This window comes from Pseudonocardia sulfidoxydans NBRC 16205, from assembly GCF_007989085.1.
Taxonomy (GTDB): domain Bacteria; phylum Actinomycetota; class Actinomycetes; order Mycobacteriales; family Pseudonocardiaceae; genus Pseudonocardia; species Pseudonocardia sulfidoxydans.
Genome location: NZ_BJVJ01000002.1, coordinates 41,986 through 67,868, shown reverse-complemented (window position 1 = coordinate 67,868; position 25,883 = coordinate 41,986). Strand labels below are relative to the sequence as shown.

At 73.8% G+C, this 25,883-nt stretch carries 26 protein-coding genes; 8 read left to right on the top strand and 18 right to left on the bottom strand.

Annotation, left to right across the window (positions count from 1 at the left end):
• Window positions 1-56: 56 nt before the first annotated feature.
• The 4 genes from tatA to PSU4_RS01540 all read right to left on the bottom strand — a co-directional run bounded on the left by tatA (window position 57) and on the right by PSU4_RS01540 (window position 2,605).
• Complete coding sequence (tatA, locus tag PSU4_RS32135) at window positions 57-356, bottom strand: Sec-independent protein translocase subunit TatA (protein WP_246114893.1); 300 nt, start codon at window positions 354-356, stop codon at window positions 57-59.
• 74 nt (window positions 357-430) lie between these two features.
• The gene (locus PSU4_RS01550; RefSeq protein WP_147101978.1) at window positions 431-634 is read right to left on the bottom strand and encodes a hypothetical protein; all 204 of its coding nucleotides are present in this window, start codon (window positions 632-634) and stop codon (window positions 431-433) included.
• Complete coding sequence (locus PSU4_RS01545; protein WP_147101977.1) at window positions 631-1,608, bottom strand: helix-turn-helix transcriptional regulator; 978 nt, start codon at window positions 1,606-1,608, stop codon at window positions 631-633. The genes PSU4_RS01550 and PSU4_RS01545 overlap by 4 nt, the downstream gene beginning before the upstream one ends.
• Before the next feature lie 10 nt (window positions 1,609-1,618).
• Complete coding sequence (locus tag PSU4_RS01540; protein ID WP_147101974.1) at window positions 1,619-2,605, bottom strand: helix-turn-helix transcriptional regulator; 987 nt, start codon at window positions 2,603-2,605, stop codon at window positions 1,619-1,621.
• Window positions 2,606-2,890: 285 nt separating this feature from the next.
• On the opposite strand from PSU4_RS01540, the gene PSU4_RS01535 reads away from it, so the two are divergent.
• Window positions 2,891-3,136 carry a hypothetical protein gene (locus PSU4_RS01535; RefSeq protein ID WP_147101972.1) on the top strand — a complete coding sequence of 82 codons (246 nt, stop codon included), beginning with the start codon at window positions 2,891-2,893 and terminating at the stop codon, window positions 3,134-3,136.
• Window positions 3,137-3,140: 4 nt separating this feature from the next.
• Here PSU4_RS01535 and PSU4_RS01530 read toward each other — a convergent pair whose 3' ends face one another.
• Window positions 3,141-3,506 (bottom strand): DUF1304 domain-containing protein, encoded by a 366-nt coding sequence (locus PSU4_RS01530; protein ID WP_147101970.1) that lies wholly within the window; start codon window positions 3,504-3,506, stop codon window positions 3,141-3,143.
• A 53-nt stretch (window positions 3,507-3,559) separates the two neighbouring features.
• Window positions 3,560-4,921, bottom strand: a complete 1,362-nt coding sequence (gene pafA / locus PSU4_RS01525) for a Pup--protein ligase (RefSeq protein ID WP_147101968.1) — start codon at window positions 4,919-4,921, stop codon at window positions 3,560-3,562.
• 42 nt (window positions 4,922-4,963) lie between these two features.
• Between pafA and PSU4_RS01520 the strand changes: the two genes are divergently transcribed.
• Window positions 4,964-6,544, top strand: a complete 1,581-nt coding sequence (locus PSU4_RS01520; protein ID WP_147101966.1) for a bifunctional phosphatase PAP2/diacylglycerol kinase family protein — start codon at window positions 4,964-4,966, stop codon at window positions 6,542-6,544.
• A 10-nt stretch (window positions 6,545-6,554) separates the two neighbouring features.
• On the opposite strand, the gene PSU4_RS01515 is transcribed toward PSU4_RS01520, so the two are convergent.
• The 4 genes from PSU4_RS01515 to mobA form a co-directional block, all read right to left on the bottom strand.
• The gene (locus tag PSU4_RS01515; protein WP_147101964.1) at window positions 6,555-7,502 is read right to left on the bottom strand and encodes a 2Fe-2S iron-sulfur cluster-binding protein; all 948 of its coding nucleotides are present in this window, start codon (window positions 7,500-7,502) and stop codon (window positions 6,555-6,557) included.
• Window positions 7,487-9,370 carry an NAD(P)H-dependent oxidoreductase subunit E gene (locus PSU4_RS01510; RefSeq protein WP_147101962.1) on the bottom strand — a complete coding sequence of 628 codons (1,884 nt, stop codon included), beginning with the start codon at window positions 9,368-9,370 and terminating at the stop codon, window positions 7,487-7,489. Before PSU4_RS01510 ends, PSU4_RS01515 begins: the two co-directional genes overlap by 16 nt.
• Before the next feature lie 8 nt (window positions 9,371-9,378).
• Entirely contained in the window at window positions 9,379-11,304 is a 1,926-nt protein-coding gene (locus PSU4_RS01505; RefSeq protein WP_147101959.1) for a molybdopterin oxidoreductase family protein, read from the bottom strand.
• A gap of 61 nt (window positions 11,305-11,365) precedes the next feature.
• Entirely contained in the window at window positions 11,366-12,226 is an 861-nt protein-coding gene (gene mobA, locus PSU4_RS01500) for a molybdenum cofactor guanylyltransferase (RefSeq protein WP_147101956.1), read from the bottom strand.
• A 343-nt stretch (window positions 12,227-12,569) separates the two neighbouring features.
• On the opposite strand from mobA, the gene fdhD reads away from it, so the two are divergent.
• Both fdhD and PSU4_RS01490 read left to right on the top strand, forming a co-directional pair.
• Window positions 12,570-13,397 (top strand): formate dehydrogenase accessory sulfurtransferase FdhD, encoded by an 828-nt coding sequence (gene fdhD, locus PSU4_RS01495; RefSeq protein ID WP_147101953.1) that lies wholly within the window; start codon window positions 12,570-12,572, stop codon window positions 13,395-13,397.
• Window positions 13,394-13,756, top strand: coding sequence for a VOC family protein (locus PSU4_RS01490; RefSeq protein ID WP_147101951.1), 363 nt, complete (start codon window positions 13,394-13,396; stop codon window positions 13,754-13,756). Before fdhD ends, PSU4_RS01490 begins: the two co-directional genes overlap by 4 nt.
• 107 nt (window positions 13,757-13,863) lie before the next feature.
• Here the strand turns inward: PSU4_RS01490 and PSU4_RS01485 are convergent, their stop codons facing one another.
• From PSU4_RS01485 to PSU4_RS01455, 7 genes are all read right to left on the bottom strand, one after another.
• Entirely contained in the window at window positions 13,864-14,226 is a 363-nt protein-coding gene (locus PSU4_RS01485; RefSeq protein WP_147101948.1) for a VOC family protein, read from the bottom strand.
• A 62-nt stretch (window positions 14,227-14,288) separates the two neighbouring features.
• Window positions 14,289-15,080: a proteasome subunit alpha gene (gene prcA, locus PSU4_RS01480; protein ID WP_147101944.1), complete on the bottom strand. Its 792-nt coding sequence runs from the start codon at window positions 15,078-15,080 to the stop codon at window positions 14,289-14,291.
• A gap of 58 nt (window positions 15,081-15,138) precedes the next feature.
• Entirely contained in the window at window positions 15,139-16,002 is an 864-nt protein-coding gene (prcB, locus tag PSU4_RS01475) for a proteasome subunit beta (RefSeq protein ID WP_147101943.1), read from the bottom strand.
• A 197-nt stretch (window positions 16,003-16,199) separates the two neighbouring features.
• Window positions 16,200-16,397 (bottom strand): ubiquitin-like protein Pup, encoded by a 198-nt coding sequence (locus PSU4_RS01470; RefSeq protein ID WP_098959323.1) that lies wholly within the window; start codon window positions 16,395-16,397, stop codon window positions 16,200-16,202.
• 189 nt (window positions 16,398-16,586) lie between these two features.
• Window positions 16,587-18,086, bottom strand: coding sequence for a depupylase/deamidase Dop (gene dop / locus PSU4_RS01465; protein WP_147102181.1), 1,500 nt, complete (start codon window positions 18,084-18,086; stop codon window positions 16,587-16,589).
• A gap of 147 nt (window positions 18,087-18,233) precedes the next feature.
• On the bottom strand, window positions 18,234-19,643 hold the full coding sequence (gene lpdA / locus PSU4_RS01460; RefSeq protein ID WP_147101941.1) for a dihydrolipoyl dehydrogenase: 1,410 nt from the start codon (window positions 19,641-19,643) through the stop codon (window positions 18,234-18,236).
• A 61-nt stretch (window positions 19,644-19,704) separates the two neighbouring features.
• Complete coding sequence (locus tag PSU4_RS01455) at window positions 19,705-20,214, bottom strand: MarR family winged helix-turn-helix transcriptional regulator (protein WP_147101939.1); 510 nt, start codon at window positions 20,212-20,214, stop codon at window positions 19,705-19,707.
• Window positions 20,215-20,303: 89 nt separating this feature from the next.
• Here PSU4_RS01455 and PSU4_RS01450 point away from each other — a divergent pair, with 89 nt between their 5' ends.
• The 3 genes from PSU4_RS01450 to PSU4_RS01440 all read left to right on the top strand — a co-directional run bounded on the left by PSU4_RS01450 (window position 20,304) and on the right by PSU4_RS01440 (window position 22,478).
• Entirely contained in the window at window positions 20,304-20,864 is a 561-nt protein-coding gene (locus PSU4_RS01450) for a YceI family protein (RefSeq protein WP_147101937.1), read from the top strand.
• A 72-nt stretch (window positions 20,865-20,936) separates the two neighbouring features.
• Entirely contained in the window at window positions 20,937-21,710 is a 774-nt protein-coding gene (locus tag PSU4_RS01445; RefSeq protein ID WP_222596138.1) for a helix-turn-helix domain-containing protein, read from the top strand.
• A 36-nt stretch (window positions 21,711-21,746) separates the two neighbouring features.
• Window positions 21,747-22,478, top strand: coding sequence for a TRIC cation channel family protein (locus PSU4_RS01440; RefSeq protein ID WP_246114892.1), 732 nt, complete (start codon window positions 21,747-21,749; stop codon window positions 22,476-22,478).
• 18 nt (window positions 22,479-22,496) lie between these two features.
• On the opposite strand, the gene PSU4_RS01435 is transcribed toward PSU4_RS01440, so the two are convergent.
• A complete protein-coding gene (locus PSU4_RS01435) occupies window positions 22,497-22,913 on the bottom strand; it encodes a VOC family protein (protein ID WP_222596137.1) in 417 nt (138 codons plus the stop codon).
• Between the two features lie 70 nt (window positions 22,914-22,983).
• On the opposite strand from PSU4_RS01435, the gene PSU4_RS01430 reads away from it, so the two are divergent.
• Window positions 22,984-25,824 (top strand): helix-turn-helix transcriptional regulator, encoded by a 2,841-nt coding sequence (locus tag PSU4_RS01430; protein ID WP_186816688.1) that lies wholly within the window; start codon window positions 22,984-22,986, stop codon window positions 25,822-25,824.
• The last annotated feature ends 59 nt before the right edge of the window (window positions 25,825-25,883 follow it).

Sequence of the window (25,883 nt, the reverse complement as noted above, 5' to 3'; positions counted from 1 at the left end):
CCGTCGGGGTTGACCGCCCGGCGGCGACGGGGCAGGAACCTGGCCACGTGCGTGGGTCAGGCCGTGGTGTCGGTGCGTCCCTGGGCGCCGGGCGCCGGCGTGGACCCGCCTGCCGGCGGCGGGGTCGACGAGGAGGTCGACGGCGGGGGCAGCTGCGCGGGCGGCGGGGCCGCCTGCGGCGTGCCCGTGGCCTTCGCCTCGGCCTCGTCGTCGTTCTTCATGCCCTTCATCTCGCCCTTGAAGACGCGGGCGGACTGGCCGACCGAGCGCGCCATGTCCGGGAGCTTCTTCGCGCCGAAGAGCAGGACCAGGACACCGATGATGATGACGATCTCCCAGCCACCGAGGCTGCCCATGAGATGGTCCTTCCGATGTGGTGCAGGAGCCCGACCGATGCCGGTCGCACCCCGACGGTACCGGACGTCCCCGGTCAGGGGGTCGAGGTCCCCTTGCGGGAGCGGCCGGCGGCCATCGCGGCGGTGATGGGCCCGGTGGCCGCGGCGATGCCGGTGCGCAGCGACCCGGCGTCGCGGGCGAGGCGGCGCAGCCGCAGGCCCAGCGAGAGCGCGAGGACGACCATCGTGAGCAGGCCGGCGCCGGCGAGCGCGACGGCGACCCAGTAGGCGGGGGTCATGTGGTCCTTTCCGGGGACACGGGGACGTCGGCGGCGGCGAGCGCGGCCGCGGCCCGGTCGGCGACGGCGTCGCCCAGTTCGGGGGGCTCGACGATGCGCGCTCCCCCGCCGAGCCCGAGCACGAGCCGGACCAGCCAGCCGGGGTCGGCGTAGCGCAGGCTCACGGTGGCCCGGCCGTCGCCGGAGGGGTCCTCGACGACCTCCTCGACCGGGTAGTACTCGGCGAGCCAGCGGGCCTCGGGCTGCAGTTCGAGCACAGCGGTGCGGTGGTCGTCGCGGGCGGTGAACACGCCGTCGGAGACGTCGGTGGGTTCGGCGTCGGGTGGCGGGGTGGCGGGCTCGGCCAGCTCCTCGACGTCCTCGACGCGGTCGAGCCGGAACATCCGCACGCCCTCGGCGCGCCGGCACCACGCCTCCAGGTAGCCGCGGCCCTCGACGAGCAGCAGCCGCATGGGGTCGATGGTGCGGCGGGAGACGGCGTCGCGACCCGCGGTGTAGTAGGTGATGCGCAGGGCGTGTCCGCGTTCCAGGGCGCCGCGGACGGCGGCGGTGGTGGCCTGTTCCTCCGGGGAGAGCTCGACGGCGACCCCGGCGAGCCCGGCGTCGCCGACCGCTTTCTCGATCTTCGCGGTGGCGCGGCGGACGGCGGCGGTGTCGACGATCCCGGGCACGTCGCCCAGCGAGCGCAGCGCCACGAGCAGGGCGGTGGCCTCGGCGGTGGTGAGCCGCACGGGCCGGCGCATCCCGGCGTCCTCGGTGACGGTGACGGTGTCGCCTGCGAACGAGAGGTCGACCAGGTCGCCCGGCCCGTACCCGGGCAGCCCGCACATCCACAGCAGTTCCAGGTCGCGACGCAGCTGGCGTTCGGTGGTGCCGAAGTCGGCGGCGGCGTCGGCGATCCGCACGCCCGGGCGGGCCAGCAGGTACGGGACCAGCGACAGCAGCCGCGGCAGCCGCTCGGCGATGCCCGTCATGTCGGCCCGCTCACGTCCGGGCCTGTTCGTGCACGGCGGCGGCCGCCTTCCACCGGTCGCGGACGGCGGCGGCGAGCTCGGGCGGGTCGAGGACGACGACGTCGGGGCCGTGTCCGGCGAGCCAGCGGGCGACGATGTCGACGCTGCGCAGCTCCAGCTCGAGCTCTTCGCCCGCGCGGCCGTCGTGGTCGCGGGTGGCGACGACCCGGCCGAGGCGGCGCAGGCCGTGCGCCTGCCCGGCGGGGAGCCAGATGCGGGCGGTGCCGGTGGCGGGCCGGTGGTCGAACCCTGCCTTCACCCGGGCCAGCAGGTCGACCCCGTCCGGGACGACGACCGCGCCCGCCGGGCCGACCGCGGTGACCGGTTCGAGGATGCGGGAGATGCGGAAGGAGCGGACGGCCTCGCGGCCGCGGTCGTGCCCGACGAGGTACCAGCGCCCGCGCCAGGACACGATCCCCCAGGGTTCGACGGTGCGGCGCACCACCTCCCCGGTCGGGCCGCCGCGGCGGTGGTCGAAGGTGACCGCGCGCCCGGCCTGCACCGCGGCCATGAGCGGCCCGAACGCCGGGTCGGTGGCGCGTACCCGGGGCTGCACGGGTCCGCCGGACTCGTCGACGTCGATGCCCGCGGCGCGCAGCTTCACCAGTGCGCCGTGGGCGGCGCCGGCGAGCTCGGGCGAGTCCCACAGCCGGGCGGCGAGCGCGACGGCGGCGGCTTCCTCGGTGTCGAGGTCGATCTCGCCGAGCTCGTAGTCCTGGCGGGCGATGCGGTAGCCGTCGGCGGTGTCGAACGTCGAGCGGCGCCCGGTCTCCAGCGGGATGCCCAGCTCGCGCAGCTCGGACTTGTCGCGCTCGAACATCCGGAAGAACGCCTCGTCGCTGGGGGCGTCGGCGTAGCCGGGGACGGTGTCGCGGATCCGCTCGGCCGACAGGTACTGCCGGGTCGAGAGCAGGCAGAGGACCAGGTTGACCAGTCGCTCGGCACGTGCAGCGGACACGTCGGGCATCGTACGGCCGTGGGCCGCGGCGCATGCCGCGACGGGCGGAAACGGTCACGTCGGCAACCGTGGGTGCCTGCGCCGCAACGGATCGCCGTGCGCCAGGGCGGCGCGCAACCGTACTGCTGTCCCGGGGCCCCGCGAGGACCGTCGGGTTGCGCCCGGGCCAGGTGTCTCATGTTGCGACGCCGCGCCACCTTGACGACCGGCCCGCGCGGGGAAAGGGTCGCGTGTGACCCGGGGCACGGCGGAAGATCCCGGACGAACGATGAGCGAGGACACGCAATGAGCGAGGCGGACACCCAGGAGACCTTCAACCCGTGGAGCGTCGTCAACCTGGTGTTCCATCACCTCGCCGACCTGGGCCTGCACCCGGTGCTGGGCGAGAGCGGCGACCCGGCCAAGGCGGCGTCGGAGCTGCTCACGGCGATGGGCATCGGCTCGGCGCCCGACAGCGCGGGCCCCGCGGCGGCACCCGTCCAGGACATGCTGGCCGACCTGCGCCGCAAGATGATGCCCGGCATCGAGTAGCCGCTCAGGCCAGGAGCAGCAGCACGATCCCGACCGCCGCGGGCGCGGCCTGCACGAACAGGATGCGCCGCGACGCGGTGAGCCCGCCGTAGACGCCGGCGACGAGCACGCACGCCATGAAGAACAGGGCGACGGCGTGCCCGAGCGCGCCACCGGCGATCAGCGACCAGATCAGCCCGGCCGCGAGGAACCCGTTGTAGAGGCCCTGGTTGGCCGCGAGCGTCGCGGTGGCCTCGGCGAACTCCGGCGTGGTGCCGAACGCGGCCCGGGCCCGCGGCGTGCGCCACAAGAACATCTCCAGCACCAGGATGTACAGGTGCAGCAGCGCGACCAGCGCCACGACGACGACGGCGAGTACCTCGACGACCATCGGCAGATCATGCCGGTGACCCTCGCGGTGCCCGCCGTCGACGGCGCCGGGACTCAGAGCGAGGCGATCAGCCGGTCGACCCGCTCGTCGACGGCCCGGAACGGGTCCTTGCACAGCACGGTGCGCTGCGCCTGGTCGTTGAGCTTGAGGTGCACCCAGTCGACGGTGAAGTCGCGTCCGGCGGCCTGGGCGGCGGCGATGAAGTCGCCCCGCAGCTTGGCCCGCGTGGACTGCGGCGGGGTGTCCTTGGCCGCCTCGATCTCGCCGTCGTCGGTGACGCGGTCGACCATGCCTTTGCGCTGCAGCAGGTCGAACAGGCCGCGGCCACGGCGGATGTCGTGGTAGGCGAGGTCGAGCTGGGCGATGCGGGCGTGGGCGAGGTCGAGGTTGTTGCGCTCCTGGTAGCGCTCGACGAGCCGGTGCTTGATGGCCCAGTCGATCTCGCGGTCGATGAGCGAGAGGTTCTGGGACTCGACGGCGTCGAGCACCCGCCCCCACAGCTCGACGACGCGCTCCATCGCCTTGTCGTCGCCCTCGCGGTTGCGCATGTGCTCGACGGCGCGGGCGTGGTACTCGCGCTGGATGTCCAGGGCGCTGGCCTCGCGGCCGCCGGCGAGGCGCACGGTGCGCCGGCCGGTGAGGTCGTGGCTGATCTCGCGGATGGCGCGGATCGGGTTGTCGAGGGTGAAGTCGCGGAACTGGACGCCCGCCTCGATCATCTCCAGCACCAGCGTCGCCGAGCCCACCTTGAGCAGGGTGGTGACCTCGGACATGTTCGAGTCGCCCACGATGACGTGGAGCCGGCGGTAGCGTTCGGCGTCGGCGTGCGGCTCGTCGCGGGTGTTGATGATGGGCCGCGAGCGGGTGGTGGCGCTGGAGACGCCTTCCCAGATGTGCTCGGCGCGCTGCGACAGGCAGTACACCGCGCCCCGCGGGGTCTGCAGCACCTTCCCGGCACCGCAGATGAGCTGGCGCGTCACCAGGAACGGGAGCAGGACGTCGGCGATACGGGAGAACTCGCCCTGGCGGGCGACGAGGTAGTTCTCGTGGCAGCCGTAGGAGTTGCCGGCGGAGTCGGTGTTGTTCTTGAACAGGTAGATGTCGCCGCCGATGCCCTCGTCGACGAGCCGGCGTTCGGCGTCGACGAGGAGGTCCTCGAGGATGCGTTCGCCCGCCTTGTCGTGGGCCACGAGCTGGCTGAGGGAGTCGCACTCGGCGGTGGCGTACTCGGGGTGGGACCCGACGTCGAGGTAGAGGCGTGCTCCGTTGCGGAGGAAGACGTTGGACGACCGGCCCCAGGACACGACTCGCCGGAACAGGTAGCGGGCCACCTCGTCCGGTGAGAGCCGGCGTTGGCCGTGGAAGGTGCAGGTGACCCCGAACTCGGTCTCCACACCGTAGATCCGACGCTGCATGCCCTTCAGCGTAAGCGGAGAACCGCCTCTAGGGTCACGTCTGTGTGGGACAGGTTGCGGCGCGTCGACCCGCGGGTGAAGGTCGCGGGCACTCGGCCGCTGCGGCGGGTCGACGTGTGGGACCGCGAGATGTCGCGTCGGATAGCGGCCCGGCCGCCGGGTGCGCTGGACGCGGTGATGAAGACGCTGTCCCCCGCCGCGAACCACGGGGTGCTGTGGTTCGTCGTCGCGGGGGTCCTGGGGGCGCGCAAGGGCGCGGGCCGCAAGGCGGCCCAGCGCGGGGTGCTCAGCATCGCCGGGGCCAGCCTCACGGCCAACGCGGTCCTCAAGCCGCTGCTGCCGCGGCGGCGGCCCGCGGCGCGTGAGCTGCCCGCCTACCAGACCATCGACGACCCGCCGACGTCGTCGTCGTTCCCGTCGGGGCATGCGGCGTCGGCGGCTGCGTTCGCCACGGCCGTCGCGCTGGAGAGCCCCAGGCGCGGCCTGGTCGTGGCGCCGCTGGCCGCGGCCGTGGCCTACTCGCGGATCCACGTCGGCGTGCACTGGACGTCCGACGTGGTGGCCGGTGCGGCCCTCGGGTCGGGTGTCGCGCTGCTGACGCGGCGCTGGTGGCCCGTGCGGGGCACCGACGAGGCGCGGGCCCGGCCCGTGGACAGCGTCGAACCGCTGCCCGACGGCGAGGGCCTGGTGATGATCGTCAACCCGCTGTCCGGGGAGGAGGGCGTCGACCCGGGCGACGACATCGCGGCCGCCCTGCCGCGGGCGCGGGTGCTGCGCACCGAGCGGGGACTCGACGTCGGGGAGCAGCTGGAGGCGGCGCTGGCGCAGGCCGACGGGTGGGTGCGGGCGGTCGGCGTGGCCGGTGGCGACGGCACGGTCGGCGCGGTCGCGGCCGTCGCGAACCGGCGTGGGCTGCCGCTGGTGCTCGTCCCCGCGGGCACGCTCAACCACTTCGCCCGCGACGTCGGCGTCTACGACCTGCAGGAGGCCGTCGACGCGTCGCAGGCCGGGGAGGCCGTCGCGGTCGACCTGGCGCTCGTGGAGGCCCACCCGGGCCAGGGCGCGGACCCGGTCAGCGACGAGGTCACCCGCACCTGGCACTTCCTCAACACCGCCAGCATCGGCTCCTACCCGGAGCTGGTGCGGCTGCGGGAGCAGTGGCAGCCCCGCTGGGGCAAGTGGCCGGCGTTCCTGGCGGCGCTCCTGGCGGTGCTGCGCAAGTCCGAGCGGGTCGAGGTGAAGATCGAAGGCCACTGGCACACGGTGTGGTTCCTGTTCGTCGGCAACGGCCCCTACCACCCGCGGGGCATGGTCCCGGCGTGGCGGCCGACGCTGGACTCCGGGCTGCTCGACGTCCGCTGGCTGCGCGCCGACATCCGGTTCTCCCGGCTCCGCGCGTTCCTGGCGCTGATGCTGGGGGCGTTGGGGCACAGCAGGGTCTACGCCCAGCGCGAGGTCGACCACCTCGACGTCGAGCTGCGCGAGCCCGGGATGCTCGCCACCGACGGTGAGGTCGTCGAGGAGGCCGGGCGCTACACGTTCCGCGTCGCGGAGAAGCCGATCCCGGTGTACCGCCGCGACGAGGAGCAGTGGTCGGGCCGCGACCGCCCCTACCTCGGGTAGGTAGCTCCTCCTAGAGGTTCTGGACGTGCTGGAACCCGAAACGCCCCTTCACGCACAGGTGGCCGTGGGTCACCGAGTGGTCCGACGGCGAGGTGACGTTGACGATGGAGTTGTTCTGCACGTGCAGCTCCAGGTTGCAGCCGACACCGCAGAACGAGCAGATCGTCGTCGTGACCGTCTCGTCCTCGGGGTGCCAGTCGTCGTTCTCGCGCAGCTCGTGCTCGCGCACGGACTTGAGCGCTCCCGTCGGGCACACCCCGATGCAGTTGCCGCAGTAGACGCACGCCGAGTCGGGCAGCTCGGCGTCGTACTCGGTGGCGATGCGGGCGTCGAACCCGCGGCCGGCGGCGGCGATGGCGAAGGTGAACTGGGCGTCGGTGCCGCAGGCGTTGACGCACTTGTAGCAGAGGATGCAGCGCGAGTAGTCGCGCACGTAGAGGTCGTTGTCGATCTTGACGGGCTGGGCGACGGTCTCGGCGTGCGACCCGTCGGGGGCGTGGTGGTGCCCGGCGCGGCGGCGGTCGCGCTCCCCCGCGGCGGCGGGCGGTGCGGGCGGGCCGTACCGGTCGGCGTCGACCCCGTACTCGGTCATCCAGCGGGCCACGTCGTCGCCGGCCTGGCTCATGTCGACCGACGACGCCAGCAGCTCCAGCACCATCCTGCGGGAGTGCCGGACCTTCTCCGAGTCGGTGCGCACCACCATGCCGTCCTCGACCGTGCGCGCGCACGACGGCACCAGGACCCGCGAGCCCTCGACCTCGACGACGCACACCCGGCAGGCGTTGACCGGTGCGAGGTTGGGCGCCCAGCACAGCGTCGGGGTGTCGGCCTGCTGCGCGGTGCCTTCCTCGTGGAGGGCCTGCAGGATCGTCGAGCCCTCGGGGACGCGGACGTCGCGGCCGTCGACGGTCAGCGTCACCATCCGGGTGATCGCGCCCAGCATCACCGGGGTACCCATGCACTCGCCTTCCCGTTGGTGGTGGGGTCCGGCCGGTCCAGCAACCCCAGGGCCAGCGCCGACCCGACCGCCGCCGGCGCGGTCTGGCCCAGCCCGCAGATCGACGCGTCACGCATGACGCGGGCGAGGTCGTCGAGCAGGGCGAGCTCGGTCTCCCGGTCACCGATCGGGGTGCCGCGCTCCAGCCGGGCCAGCGCCTCCTCCTGGCGGACGGTCCCGACGCGGCAGGGCACGCACTGCCCGCACGACTCGTCGCGGAAGAACGCCGCGATCCGGCGCAGTGTGCCGACCAGGTCGGCGTCGGTGTCGAACGCGAGGACGACGCCGGAGCCGAGCGTCGCGCCGATCTCTCGGGCGCCCTCCAGGGTCAGCGGGACGTCGAGCTGGTCGGGCATCACGAACCCGCCCGCCGCGCCGCCCAGCAGGATGGTGCGCAGCTCCCCGCGCAGCCCGCCGGCGAGGGTGAGCAGCTCGCGCAGCGTCGTGCCGAAGTCGACCTCGTAGACGCCGGGCGTCGCCACGGCGCCGGACACGCAGAACAGCTTCGTGCCCGTGGACCGCTCGCCGCCGACCGACGCGAACGCCGGCCCGCCGACGTCGAGGACCTGCAGCACGTTGTAGAGCGTCTCGACGTTGTTGATGACGGTGGGCTTGCCGAACAGGCCCGACACGCTGGGGAACGGCGGTTTGTTGCGCGGCTCGCCGCGGAACCCCTCGATGGAGTTGAGCAGCGCGGTCTCCTCGCCGCAGATGTAGGCCCCGGCGCCGCGGCGCAGCTCGATGTCGAACGTGACGCCCTCGCCCATGACGTCCTCGCCGAGGTAGCCGCGTCGCCGCGCCTGCTCGATCGCGTGCTCCAGACGTCGCGTGGCGAGCGGGTACTCGCCGCGGACGTAGAGGTAGCCGCGTTCGCAGCCGGTGGCCCAGCCGGCGATCGTCATGGCCTCGACCAGGCCGAACGGGTCGTACTCCATGAGCACCCGGTCCTTGAACGTGCCGGGTTCGGACTCGTCGGCGTTGCACACCAGGTAGTGCGGCCGCACGGGAGCGGTGGCCACGCCGTCCCACTTGACGCCGGTGGGGAACGCGGCGCCGCCGCGGCCGGTAAGCGACGAGTCCTTCAGCTCCTGGACCACCCGGGACGCGCCGAGGTCGACGGCGCGGCGCAGGGTCTCGTAGCCGCCGTGGGCGCGGTAGTCGTCGAGGCTGGTGGGATCGACGACCCCGATGCGGCGCAACAGTGTCAGTGACCCGCCGCGCGGGCTGCGGGTCTGCGGGACGCTCACCCCCGGATCGGCGAACGCCGCGTCGGCGGCGGCCGCCGCGGTGGCACCGCGTGCCGCCCTCACCACGTCCTCGCCCACGGCCGGGGCGTGACTGAAGTCCGGCTCCCCCGCCAGCTGGAACATCACCGCGGGCGCCCGCTCGCACAGCCCCAGGCACGGGCTGCGCACCCAGCAGGCGTCCGCGCCCGAGCCCTCGGGGCCGAGCTCGGCCGTCAGCCGGGTCGCCAGGTCCTCACCCCCGTACGGACCGCACGCCACGTCGTCGCACACGTGCACCACCCGCGGCGCCCGCGGCTCGACGGCGAACATCGCGTAGAACGTCGCGACGCCGTAGACGTCGGCCGGCGGGACCGAGAGCCGGGTCGCGACGTGGTTGAGCGCCCCCTCCGACAGGAACCCGACCGCGTCGGACACCGCGTGCAGCGCCGGGAGCAGCAGGTGCCGGCGCCCCCGCGCCTCGTGCCCGGAGTCCGGGCCGGCGCGGCCGTCGACGTCGCGGGGACCCAGCAACGGGTCCAGCAGGGCGTCGACAGCCGCTCGTTCTTCCGCGGTCGCCTCGGCTCCCGACAGACGCAGGTCCACGTGCCCTCTCAGTCCCCGGCCGTCGCCAGCCGAGGTGCGTCGGCCAGCTTCTCGATCCGGATCGCGGTCGCCTTGAACTCCGACGTGCCCGACTTCGGGTCCCAGGCGTCGTTGGTCAGCACGTTCGTGTCGACCTCCTCGGAGAAGTGCGGGGTGAACGACGCCAGCCCCGGCCGCAGCGACGGGTCCAGCGCCACCGGTGCCTCGACCGCACCACGCCGCGACACCACCCGCACCCGCTCGCCGTCGGCGATGCCCAGCCGTGCGGCGTCGTCACGGTCCATCCGCAGCGACTCCCGACGCCGCATCGGCGAGGAGTACCCGCCGCTCTGGACGCCGGAGTTGTAGGCGTCGAGCAGGCGGACCGTGGTCAGCCGGATCGGGAAGTCCTCGTCGAGCACGTCGACGGGCGGGACGTGCTCGACCGGGGTGAACGGTGCCGGGGTCCCGATCTCGGCGGGGTCCTCGGCCCACAGCCGGGCGTGCATCAGCGGCGTCCCCGGATGGTCCTCGGTCGGGCACGGCCACTGCAGGCCCCCGTGCTCCTCGAGCCGGGCGTAGCTCATGCCGTGGTGCCAGTCCAGCGACAGCGACCGCAGCTCGTCCCACACCTGCTCGGCCGTCGGCTCGCCCCAGTCGTGGCCGAGACGGTCGGCGACCGCGCAGATGATGTGCGTGTCCGGTCGCGCCTGGCCCGGTGGCTCGATGGCCTTGCGGACGCGCTGCACCCGCCGCTCGCTGTTGGTGACGGTGCCCTCGTACTCGCACCAGTCCGCGGCCGCGGGCAGCACCACGTCGGCCAGCTCGGCCGTCGCGGTCCGGAAGATGTCCTGCACCACCAGGTGGTCGAGGCCCTCCAGCAGGTGCCGGGCGTGCGCCGCGTTGGCCTCCGACTCCGCCGGGTTCTCCCCGATGCAGTACAGCGCCTTCAGCGTGCCCGCCTCCATCGCCTCGAACATCTGCGACAGGTGCATCCCCGCCTTCGGCGAGATCGGCGCGCCCCACGTCGCCTCGAAACGGGCGCGGGCCTCGTCGTCACCGAGGTCGTAGCCGCCGGGCAGCTTGGCCGGGATCGAGCCCATGTCGCCGCCGCCCTGCACGTTGTTCTGCCCGCGAAGCGGCACCAGCCCCGACCCGTACCGGCCGACGTGCCCCGTCAACAGCGCCAGGTTGATCAGCGCGAACACGTAGTCGGCGGCGTTGTGGTGCTCGGTGATGCCCAGCGTCCAGCAGATCTGGGCGCGGTCGGCGCGGGCGTAGGCGTGCGCCAGCTCCTCGATCAGCGCGGCGTCGACACCGGTGATTTGCGCCGCCCGCTCCAGCGTGTACGGCTCCACGGACTCCGCATAGTCGGCGAAACCCGTCGTCGCGCGGTCGACGAACGCGTGGTTCACCAGGTCGGCGTGGATGATCTCCCGGCCGATGGCGTTGGCCAGCGCGATGTCGGTACCGACGTCGAGGCCCAGCCAGCCGTCGGCCCAGCGGGCCGTGGAGGTGCGCCGCGGGTCGACGGAGTACATGCGCGTGCCCTTGCGCAGCCCCTGCAGGACGTGGTGGAAGAAGATCGGGTGGGTCTCACGCGCGTTGGAGCCCCACAGGACGAGGAGGTCGGCGTCTTCCGCCTCGACATAGGCGGAGGTGCCGCCGCCGGCACCGAACACTGCCGTCAGACCGACGACGCTGGGAGCGTGTCAAGTCCTGTTGCAGGAGTCGACGTTGTTGCTCCCCATCACCACCCGGGCGAACTTCTGGGCGGCGTAGTTCATCTCGTTCGTGGCCTTCGAACAGCTGAACATGCCGAACTCGTCGCCGCTGCGGCCGCGGAACCCGGCCGCCGCGCGGTCGAGGGCCTCGTCCCAGCTCGCGGGCCGCAGCACACCGTTCTCACGGACGAGCGGCTCGGTGATCCTCACGTGCCGCGGGCGGCGGGGCATGTCTCCTCCACGGGTCGGTCGACGTCGACACGCCAACGATATGCCCGCTGCGCGTCGTGCGTCAGGTCCGGCGGGACGCCGCGTGTCCCGCGACCACCCCGGTGGGGCCCGGGCTCACCCGCACGGCGAGGACGTCACCGGGCACGAGCGGCGTGGCGGGATCGTCGACCTCGACGGCCCCGGCCAGCACGATCCGTGCCGCCGGGCCGTGCCGGAAGGCCAGCTGCGCGGCGGCCTCACCGAGGGTGCGCGCGGCCACCGGCGGGCCCTCGGCGACGGTGACACGCGGCGCCGGCCGGGCCAGTACCGTCGCGAGCTCCTCGGGGGTGTTGATGTTGAGCAGCGAGTCGATCGCCGGGTCCACCCGGGCCAGCGCCGAGCCCGCCAGCAGCGCCTGCTCGTCGGGACGCACCACCCGGCACCGCGTGAACAGGTCCGGCGGGCGGCGCACCCCGTCGCCCACCAGGCTCGTGACCAGCGGGGCGAGCGACACCCGGTAGGCGGCCGCGAGCGGCTGCGGGAAGCCGTGGACCTGCGGGACGACGACGTCGTGCTCGTCGTCCAGCAACGCCAGCACCCGGCGCACGTAAGCGGGGTGCAGCAGCGGCAGGTCCGTCGCGGTGACGAACGCCGCCCCGGCCCGGCCCGCGACGGCGTCGAGCCCGACCGCGATGCCCTGCAACGGACCTCGCCCTTCGACGGGGTCGTCGACCACCTCGACCCGCGCCGGCAGCGGCGGCAGGCTCTGCCCGGGGGCGCGCACGACCACGACCGGCCCGTCGACGGCCCGCCCGACCAGCCCGGCGACCCGGGCCAGCAACGGCACCCCGAACCAGTCCAGGGCGGCCTTCGCCGTTCCCATCCGCGACGACCGGCCGCCGGCCAGCACGATCCCGGCGGCCTGCGCCGGCCCGTTCCTCATGGCCGGCGATGCTACGACCGCCCACCGACGACCGCCCGCCCAGATGCACCTGCGCGCGGTCCTCCGGCGTCCCGGCGACCCTGAGGTGCATCTGGTCGAAGGGGCCCGAGCTGCAGACCCGCGCGCAACCCCACGGTCGTTCTGGCGCCCCGGGAGGACCGTGAGGTTGCGCGCGAATGGTCGGGCGCAACCTCACGGTCGTCGGCGGGCGGTGTCGCAGCGCTGAGGTTGCGCGCGGGGTGTGGCGGCCGGGCGACAACCCCGGGTGGCGGCTCCTACTCTGGAGCTCGGGCGCGACCGACAGCGATCACACCGACAGCGATCACGCCGGACAGGAGTGGACATGGGCCGGGTCACGGTGCGACGACCGGTGCTGCGGCTCGGGCCCGACGGGCAGGAACTCCGGCGCCCCGACGCGCTCGCGGCCGAGGAGCCGCTGGAGATCCGCGTCGGCGGCACGCCCCTGTCGGTCACGATGCGCACCCCGGGCCACGACGTCGAGCTCGCCCACGGCTTCCTGCTCACCGAGGGCGTCATCGGCGCCCCCGAGGACCTGCTGTCGGCGCGCTACTGCGACTCCCTCGACGACGAGGGCCGCAACACCTACAACGTCCTCGACATCACGTTGGCCCCCGGTGTCGAGCCGCCCGACACGTCGCTGGAGCGCAACTTCTACACGACGTCGTCGTGCGGGGTGTGCGGCAAGGCGTCGCTGGACGCGGTGAAGCTCAAGTCCCGCTTCTCCCCCGCCGCCGACCCGGTCCAGGTGCACTACCGCACGATCGTCGGGCTGCCCGACGCGCTGCGCGAGGCGCAGAAGGTGTTCTCCGCCACCGGGGGGCTGCACGGGGCCGCCCTGTTCACCGCCGACGGCGAGCTGATCGTCGCCCGCGAGGACGTGGGCCGGCACAACGCCGTCGACAAGGTGCTGGGGCACTGCCTGCTCGGCGGACGCGTCCCCGCCGCGGGCACCGTACTGATGGTGTCGGGGCGGGCGTCGTTCGAGCTGGTGCAGAAGGCCGTCATGGCCGGGGTGCCGGTGCTGACAGCGGTGTCGGCACCGTCGTCGCTCGCGGTGGAGCTGGCCGCCGAGGCCGGGATGACGCTGGTCGGGTTCCTGCGCGGGGACACCATGAACGTGTACGCGCACCCGGAACGGGTCGACCGGTGAAGGTGACCGCGCTCGACCACGTCGTCCTGGTCTCCGCCGACCCGGAACGGCTCATCGCCTGGTACGGCCAGGTACTCGGGCTGGAGGTGCTGCGGCTGGAACAGTGGCGCCGCGGGGAGGTGCCGTTCGCGTCCCTGCGGGTCAGCGCCGACACGATCGTCGACGTCCAGCGCGGCGTGCGCGACGGGGAGAACATGGGCCACATGGCGCTCGTCGTCGAGGGCGCCGACCTGGCGGCGCTCGCCGCCGAGCACGGCGTCGCCGCGCCGCGGTCGCTGTTCGGTGCCCGCGGCCAGGGTCGGGGCATCTACCTGCGCGACCCCGACGGCAACGGTGTGGAGCTGCGCAGCTACCCGTGATCGGGTGCGGGCCTGGCGTTCGGCGGCGCCGTCCCCGACCTCGTGAGTGGCGATCGTCGCTATAGCGACTATCGCCACTCACAGGGTTCAATCGCCACACACAGGGTTCACGCGTACGGGGTCGTCAGGACCTCGAGGTTGTGGCCGCTCGGGGAGTCGAAGTACATGCCGCGACCGCCGTTGTGGGCGTTCTGCCCCGGGGTGCGGTGGCCAGGGTCGGCCCAGGTGTCACGGCCTGCGAGCCGGGCGGCGACGCCGTCGAACTCCGCCTCGCTGATCAGGAAGGCGTAGTGCTGCGAGGCCGGCGAGGCGGCGGTCATGAAGTCGAGGCTCACGCCGTTGGCGACCTCGACCACCGTGAACGGGCCGAACCGTGTGGGTTCGGGGAGCCCGAGGACATCCGCGACGAACCGCGCCTCGGCGTCCGCGTCGGTGGAGTTGACGATCGTGTGGTTCAGCTCGACGGCCATGACACCACCGTGCTCCCTCGACCCGGGTTCAGGTCAAGGGAGCACGGTGGGACGTCGATGGATCAGGCCTCGGGCTCGGCGCCGCTCGCGGCCGGGGCGTCGTCCCCGCCGACCTCGGGCTCGGCGTCGTCGGCACCGCGGTTCGCGGCGGGCAGCAGCTCACGCAGCGCGGCACCGGTGATGCGGCGGAACGACCGGCGCGGCCGGCCGCGTTCGAGGACGGCGACCTCCAGGGCGCTCACCCCGAGGATCCGTTCCTCGGTCGCGGCGCCGTTGCCGGGGGCGCCACCGGCCTGCAGCCCGCCGACGGCGACGGCGATCACGTCGGCGAGCTCCTGGCCGGGCTCGAACGTCTCACCGAGCTTCGCGCTGATGGGCTCGGTCTGCCCGCCCATCACGACGAACTTCGGCTCGTCGGTGATGGAGCCGTCGTAGGTGATGCGGTAGAGCTGGTCGGCCTCGGCGGTCTCCCCGACCTCGGCGACGCACACCTCGACCTCGAACGGCTTCTGCTGGTCGATGAAGATGGAGCCGAGGGTCTGGGCGTAGACGTTGGCCAGCCAGCGGCCGGTGACGTCGCGACGGTCGTAGGAGTAGCCGCGGACGTCGGCGGCGCGGATGCCGCCGGTGCGCAGGTTCTCGAACTCGTTGTAGCGGCCGACGGCGGCGAAGCCGATGCGGTCGTAGATCTCGGAGACCTTGTGCAGGGCCGTCGAGTGGTTCTCCGCGACGAACAGGACGCCGCCTGCGTAGGTGAGCACCACGACGCTGCGCCCGCGGGCGATCCCCTTGCGCGCCAGCTCCGAGCGGTCGCGCAGCAGCTGGTCGACTGAGGAGTAGAACGGCATCGTCACGGGGAGCGCTCCAGGGTCGTGAGGTCGTGCGGGGCGGCGGTCGGCGAAAGGCGCACGGTCAGCCGCCCGGCTTCTCCGTGCGCCCGGCGATCACCTGGTCGACGACGGCCGCGATCTCCTCCTCGGAACGCCGCACGGCGCCCTCGGCGGTGATGCTGACGACGATCGGGTAGATGCGGCGCACGGTGTCGGGCCCACCGGTGGCGGTGTCGTCGTCGGCGGCGTCGTAGAGCGCCTCGACGGCGGTGCGGATCGTGCGCGCCAGGTCGTTCGTGGGGTCGTGCAGCTTCTTCATCGACGACTTCGCGAACACCGAGCCGGAGCCGACCGAGTGGTAGCCGAGCCACTCGTCGTAACGGCCACCGGTGGGGTCGTAGGTGACGATGCGGCCGGCCTTCGAGGCGTCGGCCGCGTCGGTGTCGTAGCCGACGAACAGCGGGACGACGACGAAGCCCTGCATGGCGGCGCCGAGGTTCTGCCGGACCATCCCGGCGAGCTTGTTGGCCTTGCCGTCCAGGGAGAGGGGGACGCCCTCGATCTTCTCGTAGTGCTCGAGGTCGACGGTGAACAGCCGCACCATCTCCAGGGCGATGCCCGCGGAGCCGGCGATGCCGACCGCGGAGTAGGAGTCGGTCACGAAGACCTTCTCGATGTCGCGCTGGGCGATGACGTTGCCCGAGGTGGCGCGCCGGTCGCCCGCGATGATCACGCCGTCGGCGCAGACGAGCGCGACGATCGTGGTGCCGTGGGGCACGTCGAGGCCCGCGGCGGAGTGCGCAGCCGCCTGGGCCGCGGTGGCGCGGCCGGGCAGCAGGTGGGGGGCGGTGGCGGCGACGTAGTCGGTGAACGACGCGGTCGCCGGAGCGGTGAACGGGTCGAGCGGGCCGGGGTGTCGTGCGTCGAGCGGCGACCGGTGGTCCATGGTCGGGTGCGTACCTCTCCCTCGTTCGGCCGGCTCGCCCCGGGGGGGCGGGCCGGTCCCTGTCGTGACGTCTCGTGGGACACCCGGTGTCGGCGTCACACCGCCCGGCGGGGCCGGTCTCGTGGACCGGACCCACCGGGCGGCACGGTACTGCGGACGACCGGGCCGGCGCACGCCGGCCACGGTCGGTCGGGTGGCTACTCGCCGCCCTTCTGGACGTAGGCGCGGACGAACTCCTCCGCGTTCTCCTCGAGGACGTCGTCGATCTCGTCGAGGATCGTGTCCACGTCCTCGCCGAGCTTCTCCCGACGCTCCTGACCCGCGGCCTCGGCGCCGGAGCCGTCCTCGTCGTCCCCGCCGCCACCGCCCTGACGTTTGGTCTGCTCCTGCGACATGGCCGTCTCCTCCTCGCTCACCCCGAGTTCGGGGCTGGGTCCCGGCCGACACCCCCGCACAGGGGCGCCGGGCCGAGGTCCGGTCCCGTCAGGATACCGACCGGAAAGCCGACACGCCCGTGATCGACGTCGGTGTCGTCGGCGCGTCCGTACCGGATCCCGCCCCCGGGAGGGGCGGGGGTGCGCAGGTCAGCCCCGGGTGAGGGCCTCGACGAGCTCCTCGGCGGTCCGTGAACCGTCGATCAGCTCGCCGACGTGGCGGCGGGTCCCGCGCAGCGGCTCCAGCGTCGGGATCCGCACCAGCGACTCGCGGCCGAGGTCGAAGATGACCGAGTCCCACGACGCGGCGGCCACCTCGGCGGGGTAGCGCTCCAGGCAGCGGCCGCGGAAGTAGGCACGGGTGTCGTCGGGCGGGGACTGCACCGCGGTGGCGACCTCGTCCTCGCTGATCAGCCGCTTGATCGAGCCGCGGGTGGCGAGCCGGTTGTAGAGGCCCTTGCCCATCCGGACGTCGGAGTACTGCAGGTCGACCAGGGCGAGGCGGCCGGCGTTCCAGTTCAGCCCGTCGCGCTCGCGGTAGCCCTCCAGCAGCCGCAGCTTCGCCGTCCAGTCGAGCCGGTCGGCGGTGCTCATCGGGTCGCGCTCGAGGTCGTCGAGGATCTCGCCCCACAGGGTGAGGACCTCGGCGGTGGCCGGGTCGACGTCGGATCCCTGCGTGTTCTCGACGTGCGCGCGGGCCTTGTCGAAGTAGACGCGCTGCAGGTCGAGCCCGGTCATCGTCCGGCCGTCGAGCAGCTCGACCGTGGTCTTCAGGGTGGGGTCGTGGCTGATCCGGTGCACGGACTTGACCGGCTCGGCCAGGCGCAGGTCGTCGAACCGGATGCCCTTCTCGATCATGTCCAGGACGAGCGCGGTGGTGCCGACCTTGAGCAGCGTCGAGTACTCGCTCATGTTGGCGTCACCGATGATGACGTGCAGGCGGCGGTACTTGTCGGCGTCGGCGTGCGGCTCGTCGCGGGTGTTGATGATGCCGCGCTTGAGCGTGGTCTCCAGGCCGACCTCGACCTCGATGTAGTCGGCGCGCTGGGAGAGCTGGTAGCCGACCTCGTCGCTCGACGGGCCGATCCCGACCCGCCCCGACCCGGTCACGACCTGGCGCGACACGAAGAACGGGGTGAGGCCGCTGACGATCGACGGGAACGTCGTCTGCCGCGACATCAGGTAGTTCTCGTGGGTGCCGTAGCTGGCGCCCTTGCCGTCGATGTTGTTCTTGTACAGCTGGATCCGTGGCGCGCCCGGAACGGTGGCCGCACGCATCGCGGCCTCCTCCATGATCCGCTCCCCCGCCTTGTCCCAGGCCACGACGTCACGCGGCGTGGTGACCTCGGGCGTGGAGAACTCGGGGTGGGCGTGGTCGACGTAGAGCCGGGCGCCGTTGGTGAGGATGACGTTGGCGGCGCCCAGGTCGTCGAGCTCGGAGTCGTTCTGCGGGCTCAGCGTGGGCGCCGACAGGTCGAAACCGCGGGCGTCGCGCAGCGGGGACTCCACCTCGTAGTCCCACCGGGCCCGCCGCGAGCGCGGGATCTCCTGCGCGGCGGCGTAGGCGAGGACGATCTGGGTGGAGGTGATGACCGGGTTGGCCGTCGGGTCGCCCGGGACGGAGATCCCGTACTCGACCTCGGTGCCCATGATGCGGCGGGCGGTCACGAACCGGCCTCGGCGGCGACGTCGAAGTGCATGACCCGACCCTATCCCGCGGTGTCGCCGCGGGGGCGGCGTGAGACGGGTCCGGCGTGCGCGACTGCGTGGCCGGCCCGTCCGTGCGCCGCCGCGCGGTCAGAAGTTGATCATGTGGCCGGTCAGGCCGTGGATCGCCTCCTGCAGTGCCTCCGACAGCGTCGGGTGCGCGTGCACGTTGCGCGCCAGCTCGTGCGAGGTCAGGTCCCACTTCTGCGCCAGCGTCAGCTCGGGCAGCAGCTCGGTCACCTCCGGGCCCACCAGGTGCCCGCCCAGCAGCTCGCCGTAGGTCTCGTCGGCGATGAGCTTGACGAAGCCCGACGCGTCGCCGAGGCCCTGGGCCTTGCCGTTCGCGGTGAACGGGAACTTGGCGACGACGATCTTCCAGCCCTTCTCGTCGGCCAGCTCGCGGGCCTGCGCCTCGGTGTAGCCGAAGCTCGCGACCTGCGGCTGGCAGAACGTGGCGCGCGGCATCATCACGTACTCGAGCTCGACGGTCTCCGCGCCCGCGATGGTCTCGGCGGCGACGACGCCCTGGGCCTCGGCGACGTGGGCGAGCATCAGCTTGGCCGTGACGTCACCGATCGCGTACACGTTCGCCACGTTCGTACGCATGTGGTCGTCGATGGCGATGGCGCCGCGCTCGGTGAGCTCCACGCCGATCTTGTCCAGGCCGTAGCCCTCGGTGCGGGGCTTGAACCCGATGGCCTGCACGACCTTGTCGGCGACGAGCTCGCGCTCGCCCTCGGCGTCGGAGACCCGGACGGTGACCTGGTCGCCGCTGTCGTCGATCGACTCGACCTTCGTGGAGGTCAGGACGGTGACGCCGAGCTTGCGGTAGTGCTTGGCCAGCTCCTTGGACACCTCGGCGTCCTCGAGCGGGAGGAGCCGGTCGAGGTACTCGACGATCGTCACGTCGACGCCGTAGTTGGCCATCACGTAGGCGAACTCGACGCCGATCGCGCCGGCCCCGGCGATGATCACGCTGCGCGGCAGGTCGCGCGTGACGATGTGCTCCTCGTAGGTGACGACGCGCTCGGACAGCGAGGTGCCGGGCAGCAGCCGGGTTTCGGTGCCGACGGCGATGACGACGTCGTCGAAGGTGACGGTCTGCGTGCCGCCGTCGTTGCGCGCCACCTCGACGGTGTGGGCGTCGACGAACGTGCCGCGGCCGTCGATCTCGGCGATCTTGTTCTTCTTCATCAGGAAGTGGACGCCCTTGACCCGGCCGTCGGCGACGACGCGGGAGCGGTCGAACGCGGCGCCGTAGTCGAAGGTGGCCTCGCCGGAGATGCCGAACGTCTTCTTCTCGTGGGTGAAGATGTGGGCCAGCTCGGCGTTGCGCAGCAACGCCTTCGAGGGGATGCAGCCCACGTTGAGACAGACCCCTCCCCAGTACTTGTCCTCGACGACCGCGACGCTGCGCCCGAGCTGGGCGGCGCGGATCGCGGCCACGTAGCCGCCGGGACCGGCTCCGAGGACGAGGACGTCGACGTGCGTGTCTGCCATGCCTCCAGCCTAGGACGGTGTCGCGACGAGGGTGGGCTGCGGTGACCAGTGCCGCGTGCGCTCAGCCGTTCCGGTCCGCGTCGGCGGCGGGGGCACCGACGCCGAGGGGGTGCGCGCCGTCGGCGAGGGCGGCGACGATCGTCTCCGCGGCGTCGCGCAGCGCGGCCTGCTGTTCGCGGGTGAGCGGGTCGAACACGGCGGTGCGCACGGTCTCGACGTGCCCGGGTGCGGCGGCCTCCAGGGCGGCCATGCCCTCGTCGGTGAGGCGGGCGAAGGAGCCGCGGCGGTCGGTGAGGCAGGCGCTGCGCTCGACCCAGCCGGTCTCCTCCAGCCGGGCCACGGCGTGGGAGAGCCTGCTGCGTGAGGACAGGGCGTTGTCGGCGAGCGCGCTCATGCGCAGGGTGCGGTCGGGTGCCTCGGAAAGCCGGACGAGCAGCTCGTAGTAGGTCTGCGGGATGCCGGAGTCCTGCGACATCTGCCGCTCGACCCGGTCGAAGACGAGCCGGGTCGCGGCGAGGAACGCCCGCCAGGTCTTCTGCTCGTCCTCGTCGAGCCACCGCGTGTGGTCCACGCCACTCTCCTCATGGTTGAACCGTCAAGTGCACGGGTCTAGCGTAGCTCTCAACAGATGAGCGCTCAACAAAACGTACGGAGGACGACATGACTGCCGCCACCACACAGATCCCCGGCTACATCGCCGGTGTCTGGGACATCGACGCGTCGCACTCGGACATCTCCTTCAGTGTCCGCCACATGATGGTCAGCAAGGTGAAGGGCCGCTTCCGCACCTTCAGCGGTGTCATCACAACGGGTGAGACCGTCGAGGCCTCCAGCGTCGAGGTCACCATCGACGCCAACTCGATCGACACCAACCAGGAGCAGCGCGACGCGCACATCCGCTCCGCCGACTTCTTCGAGACCGAGGCCCACCCCCAGTGGACCTTCCGCTCCACCGCGGTCCGCGCGGGCGGCGACGGCCTCATCGTCGACGGTGAACTGACCATCAAGGGCGTCACCAGGCCCGTCGCCCTCGACGTCGAGGTCGGCGGCTTCGGCCCCGACGCCTACGGCGGCACCCGCGTCGGCTTCAGCGCCACCATCAGCATCAACCGCAACGACTTCGGCGTCGACATCGCCATGCCCCTCGACGGCGGCGGCGTCGTCGTCGGCGAGAAGGTGCAGATCGGCCTCGAGGTCGAGGCCGTCCTCCGGACCGCCTGATCGCTCCCCGGTAAGACCTCGTCCTCCCCGCAGCGCTCCGGCGGTGCCGGGAGCACGGCTACGGTCACCCCTGTGACCGGATACCGCGAGCTCCCGGCACCGCCGTCGCTGCGTGTCGAGGTCGAGTGCGGCTGGCGCGTGAGCGCCCCCGACGCCGCCCCCGCCGACGGCAGCGTCCTGCCCGACGGCTGCATGGACCTCATGTGGATCGACGGCCGCGTCGTCGTCGCCGGCCCGGACACCACGGCCCACCCCGTGCACCGCTCCCCCGGCAGCCTCGCCCACGGCCTGCGGCTGCACCCCGGCGCCGCACCCGCTCTGCTCGGTGTCCCCGCCACCGCGCTGCGCGACCAGCGGGTCCCCCTGGCCGAGATCGCGCCCGCCGCGGCCCGGCGCACGGCACAGTCGGTCGACGACGGCCGCGACCCGCTCGCCGCCCTCGCCGACCTCGCCCGCTCACTGCGCGCCGAGAACGGTGCCCCCGACCCGGCCGTGCGCCTCGCCGCCCGCCACATCGCGGCAGGCCGCAGCGTCGCCGACACCGCCGACGCGATGGGCTGGACCGTCCGCACCCTGCACCGCCGCGCCGGCGCCGCGTTCGGCTACGGCCCCACCACCCTGCGCCGGGTGCTGCGCTTCCGCGTCGCCGTCGCGCTGCTCGCCGCCGGGCGGGCCCCGGCCGACGTCGCCGCCCACGCCGGCTACGCCGACCAACCCCACCTCAGCCGCGAGGTCCGCGACCTCGCCGGCGTCACCGTGAGCGCGCTGCGGCCTCATCAGGAGCGCGCTCGCCGAGGCGGACACCGGTGGCCACGCGAGACCGGACCCGCAGGTGAGGGCTGCTAGGAACGCGGGGTGACAGTCGAGGCACCGTTTCTGGTCGTGCTGGACCTGGTCGGCACGTTCGTGTTCGGCCTCAACGGCGCGCTGACCGCGGTGCGGACGGCCCGGCTCGACGTGGTCGGGGTGCTCGCCCTCGCGGTCATCACCGCGGTCGGCGGGGGCGTCGTCAGGGACGTGCTGATCGGCGCGGTCCCACCGGCCGCCTTCGAGGACTGGCGTTACCTCGTGCTGGGGCTCGGTGGTGGCCTGGTCGCGTTCGCGCTGAGTCGTCGGCTGCAGCGGCTGGAGCTGCCGATCGTCGTGCTCGACGCCGTCGGCCTGAGCGTGTTCGCGGTGATCGGCGCCGCGAAGGCGTCGGCGTTCGGGCTCGACGTCGGCCCGGCGATCCTGTTGGGGGCGGTCACCGCGGTGGGTGGCGGCACGATCCGCGACGTCCTGGTCCGCCAGATCCCGTCGGTGCTGCACTCGGACCTGTACGCGATCCCGGCGCTGATCGCGGCCGCGTTGACCGCTGTCGCGGTCCGCGCCGACATCTACGGGCCCGCAGCGGCGCTGGGCGCGGCCGCGGTGTGCTTCACGGTGCGGATGCTCGGTGTCGTGTTCCACCTGAACGCCCCGGGCCCGCCCGGCGGTGAGCACCGCCCCCGCGGTGCCCCCGGCTCGCGCGGTGACCCCGGATCGCGCGGCGACCCCGGATCGCGCGGCGACCCCGGATCGCGCGGCGACCTGGGGTCCCGTGGTGACCCCGGCGGTCAGGGGAGCGACGAGTGATCACCGGGCGGGCCGGGGTCAGGGTGTGCGGGCCTCGGCGGGCAGGGGCGCGAACAGGTCGACGCCGTTGCCGTCCGGGTCCTGCACCGTCGCGTACCGCTGCCCCCAGAACGCGTCGAACGGCGCCAGCTCGCCGTGGTGGCCCGCCGCAGTCAGCTCGGCGTAGGCGGCGTCGACCGCGGCCGGGTCGTCCAGCAGGAACGCCAGACCGATCCGGCCACCCGGCGCGGGCGGGGTGAACCCGGGGACGAACGAGCCGATCGTCGCCTCGGTGTCGAACGCCAACCGCAGCCCACCGGGCAGCGACGCCTCCACGTGCGGCTCCCCGTCGGCGCCGGCAGGGACGTCGACACCCAGCATCCGGTAGAACGCGAGAGCCGCGGCCATGTCCGCGGTGATGATGCCGATGACGTCCAGACGTGCGGAAATGCTCATGGCCGGACACGGTAGGCGCTGCCCGGCCGGACCGTCGTGAACGGATCGGACACCTGCCATGCTTCCCGGCATGCCGCACGTGGACCTGCTCGTGGGCCGCACCGCCGAGATCACCGCACTCACCGCGGACCTCGACGCGGTGCGCGGCGGCACCGGCGCGACCGTGCTGCTCGCGGGCGAACCCGGCATCGGGAAGACGACCCTCGCCGCCGCCCTCGCCACGCTCGCCCGCGAGACCGACGTGCCCGTGCTCACCGGCCGCGCCGACCCCGAGGTCGGCACCCCGCCGCTGTGGCCGTGGTGGCAGGCCCTGCACGGGCGCCCCGAACACGGCGTCCTCGCCGCCCTGCCCGCCGCCGACGGCGACGCCGCCGCCCTGCTCGGACACCGCCTGCGGGCCTTCGAGGCCGTCGCCCGCGGCCTCGCCGACCGGCCCGGCGGGACGCTCGTCGTCCTGGAGGACCTGCACTGGGCCGACGAGGCCACCCTCGCGCTCCTCGCGCACCTCACCGGCCGGCCGGGCGTGCTGGCCGTCGGCACCTACCGCAGCACCGAACGTCCCCCCGCGCTGCGCAGCGGGCTCGTCGCGCTCGACCGGGCAGGCGCCCGGCGGATCGACCTCACCGCCTGGACCGGCACCGAGGTCGCGGCCGTCGCCGCCGACGTCCACCCCGGCTGGCACCCCGTCCTGCTGCGCACCTCCGGCGGGGTGCCGCTGCACGTCCGCGAGCTCGCCGCGACCCTGCGCGCCGCCGGGGTCGCCGCCGACCCGCCGCCAGGGCCCGGCTGGCCCCTCGGCGTGCCCGCGAGCCTCGCCGACATCACCGCCGACCGGCTCGACCGGCTCTCCCCCGCCGCCCGCGACGCCGTCGGCGCCACCGCGATCGCCGGCGGCGAAGCCGGGTGCGCCGAGCTCGCCGTGCTCTGCGACCTCGACACCGACACCGCCCTCGCCGCCCTCGACGAGGCCGCCGCCGCCGGGCTCCTCGTCGCCACCGGACCCGCCCCGGACCGGCACGCCTTCCCCCACGCCCTGCTGCGCGACGCCGTCCACGCCGGGCTGCCCGCCGCACGCCGCGTCGCCGGGCACCGCGCCGCCGCGGCCGCCGTCGCGTCCGGCGCAATGGGTGGCGAGGCCGTCACCCACCTGCTCGCCTGCGCGACCGACGCCCCGAGCCGCGCCGCCGCGGTCCACGCCTGCCTCGCCGCGGCCGCCGCGGCGCGCGCCACCCCCGACCGGGCCGTCGCCGTCCTCGACGCCGCGCTCGCCCTGCCCGGGGTGCCCGTCGCCGACCGGTGCGCACTGCAGCTGGCCGCCGCCGAGGCCGAGTTCGCCGCCGGGCTCGCCGAGGCGGCCCTGGCCCGCTGCACCGCCGTCGCCGACCTCGCCGACGGCCCCGACCCCGCCGACGGCCCCGACCCCGCCGACGGCACCGGCCTCGACGGCCCAGGACGTGCCGACGCCCTCGCCCGCGCGAGCCTCGTCGTCCGGGGGCTCGGCGGACCGGTCAACACCACCGTCCTCGACCTGGCCCGCCGGGCGCTGCGCCGGCTCGCCGCGCACGCCCCCGACGACGACGCGACCCGCGCCCGCGTCCTGGCCCAGCACACCCTCGCCGCCGCCGAGGCCATCGGCTTCGACGAGCTCGGCGACGACCCCGCCGAGGCGTTCCGCCTCGCCGAACGCTCCGGGGACCCGCTCGCCCTCTTCGACGCACTGCGCGCCCGCCAGCACGCCGCCAGCGGCCCCGACGGCGTCGCCGAACGTCTCGACATCGCCCGCCGCATGGCCGAACTGCCCCGCCCGCCGGACGCCGCGCTGTGGGGCACCCTGTGGCGGATCGATGCCGCCTTCCAGCTGGGGCGCATCACCGTCGCCGAGACCGAGCTCGCGCGCCTGGCCGTCGTCGCCGACCGCCTCGGCTGGCCGTTGGCCCACTGGCACCACCACCGCATGGCCGCCGCCATCGCCCTGCTGCGGGGCCGCTTGCAGGAGTGCGAGCACCAGGCCGACGTCGCGCTCGACCTGGCCCGGCGCACCGAGGACGTCAGCGCCATCGCCATCGACGGCGCACTGCGTGCCGAGCTGCGCCGGCTGCAGGGCCGTTCGCCGGAGATGCTGCCCGTCTTCGCCGCCTCACCCGCCGCGGAGGCGCTGCCGATCTTCTGGTCCGCGGTCGGGGTGACCCAGCTCGCCGTCGGCGACGAACCCGCCGCCCGGTCCCGGCTCGCCCAGATCGCCGCCGTCCTCACCGGCCTGCCCCGCGACGGCCGCTGGCTCCCGACCGTCTGCGACTCCGCCGAGCTCGCCGCCGGACTCGGCGACGCCGACGTCGGACAGTGGTGCCACGAGGCGCTCACCCCCTACGCCGGCTACTTCGTCGCCGGCGGGTCCGGATCGGTGCGCTGCGACGGCTCGGTGTCACGAGCCCTCGGGCACGCCGCCGACGCGGCCGGCCTGGCCGACGCCGCGCGGCGCCACTTCGCCGACGCCCTCGCCGCCGAGGACCGCGCCGGGGCGCTGCCCTACCGCACCCTGTCCGAGCTGCGTCTCGCCGAGCTGCTGCTCGCCGACCGCAGCGGTAGCCCCGACCTCGACACCGCCGCCGCCCACGCCACCCGTGCCGCCGCCACCGCCCGCCGCATCGGCATGCCCGACGCGCTGCGGCGCGCCGACGCCGCCCTCACCGCCATCACCCGGGCCCGCAGCGAACGAACCGGCCTCACCCCGCGCGAACGCGAGATCGCCGCGATGCTCGCCGAGGGCCGCACCAACCGCGACATCGCCACCCGGCTCGTCCTGTCCGAGCGGACCGTCGAGACCCACGTCGCCAACGTCCTCGGAAAGCTCGGCCTGGCCCGGCGCGCCCAGGTGGCCGGCTGGGTGGCCGAACACGGACCCCTTCGGTAGCCGGATACGTACCAACACGGATCCCCCGGCACCCCCGGCGGGCGACCGTGGGTGCACGA

What these genes read in the sequence shown, in the direction of transcription:
- tatA (WP_246114893.1), bottom strand. Translation starts at nt 356, where the DNA reads ATGGGCAGCCTCGGTGGCTGGGAGATCGTCATCATCATCGGTGTCCTG.
- PSU4_RS01550 (WP_147101978.1), bottom strand. Translation starts at nt 634, where the DNA reads ATGACCCCCGCCTACTGGGTCGCCGTCGCGCTCGCCGGCGCCGGCCTG.
- PSU4_RS01545 (WP_147101977.1), bottom strand. Translation starts at nt 1,608, where the DNA reads ATGACGGGCATCGCCGAGCGGCTGCCGCGGCTGCTGTCGCTGGTCCCG.
- PSU4_RS01535 (WP_147101972.1), top strand. Translation starts at nt 2,891, where the DNA reads ATGAGCGAGGCGGACACCCAGGAGACCTTCAACCCGTGGAGCGTCGTC.
- PSU4_RS01530 (WP_147101970.1), bottom strand. Translation starts at nt 3,506, where the DNA reads ATGGTCGTCGAGGTACTCGCCGTCGTCGTCGTGGCGCTGGTCGCGCTG.
- pafA (WP_147101968.1), bottom strand. Translation starts at nt 4,921, where the DNA reads ATGCAGCGTCGGATCTACGGTGTGGAGACCGAGTTCGGGGTCACCTGC.
- PSU4_RS01515 (WP_147101964.1), bottom strand. Translation starts at nt 7,502, where the DNA reads ATGGGTACCCCGGTGATGCTGGGCGCGATCACCCGGATGGTGACGCTG.
- mobA (WP_147101956.1), bottom strand. Translation starts at nt 12,226, where the DNA reads ATGAGGAACGGGCCGGCGCAGGCCGCCGGGATCGTGCTGGCCGGCGGC.
- fdhD (WP_147101953.1), top strand. Translation starts at nt 12,570, where the DNA reads ATGGGCCGGGTCACGGTGCGACGACCGGTGCTGCGGCTCGGGCCCGAC.
- PSU4_RS01485 (WP_147101948.1), bottom strand. Translation starts at nt 14,226, where the DNA reads ATGGCCGTCGAGCTGAACCACACGATCGTCAACTCCACCGACGCGGAC.
- prcB (WP_147101943.1), bottom strand. Translation starts at nt 16,002, where the DNA reads ATGGACCACCGGTCGCCGCTCGACGCACGACACCCCGGCCCGCTCGAC.
- PSU4_RS01470 (WP_098959323.1), bottom strand. Translation starts at nt 16,397, where the DNA reads ATGTCGCAGGAGCAGACCAAACGTCAGGGCGGTGGCGGCGGGGACGAC.
- dop (WP_147102181.1), bottom strand. Translation starts at nt 18,086, where the DNA reads ATGGGCACCGAGGTCGAGTACGGGATCTCCGTCCCGGGCGACCCGACG.
- lpdA (WP_147101941.1), bottom strand. Translation starts at nt 19,643, where the DNA reads ATGGCAGACACGCACGTCGACGTCCTCGTCCTCGGAGCCGGTCCCGGC.
- PSU4_RS01450 (WP_147101937.1), top strand. Translation starts at nt 20,304, where the DNA reads ATGACTGCCGCCACCACACAGATCCCCGGCTACATCGCCGGTGTCTGG.
- PSU4_RS01435 (WP_222596137.1), bottom strand. Translation starts at nt 22,913, where the DNA reads ATGAGCATTTCCGCACGTCTGGACGTCATCGGCATCATCACCGCGGAC.
- PSU4_RS01430 (WP_186816688.1), top strand. Translation starts at nt 22,984, where the DNA reads ATGCCGCACGTGGACCTGCTCGTGGGCCGCACCGCCGAGATCACCGCA.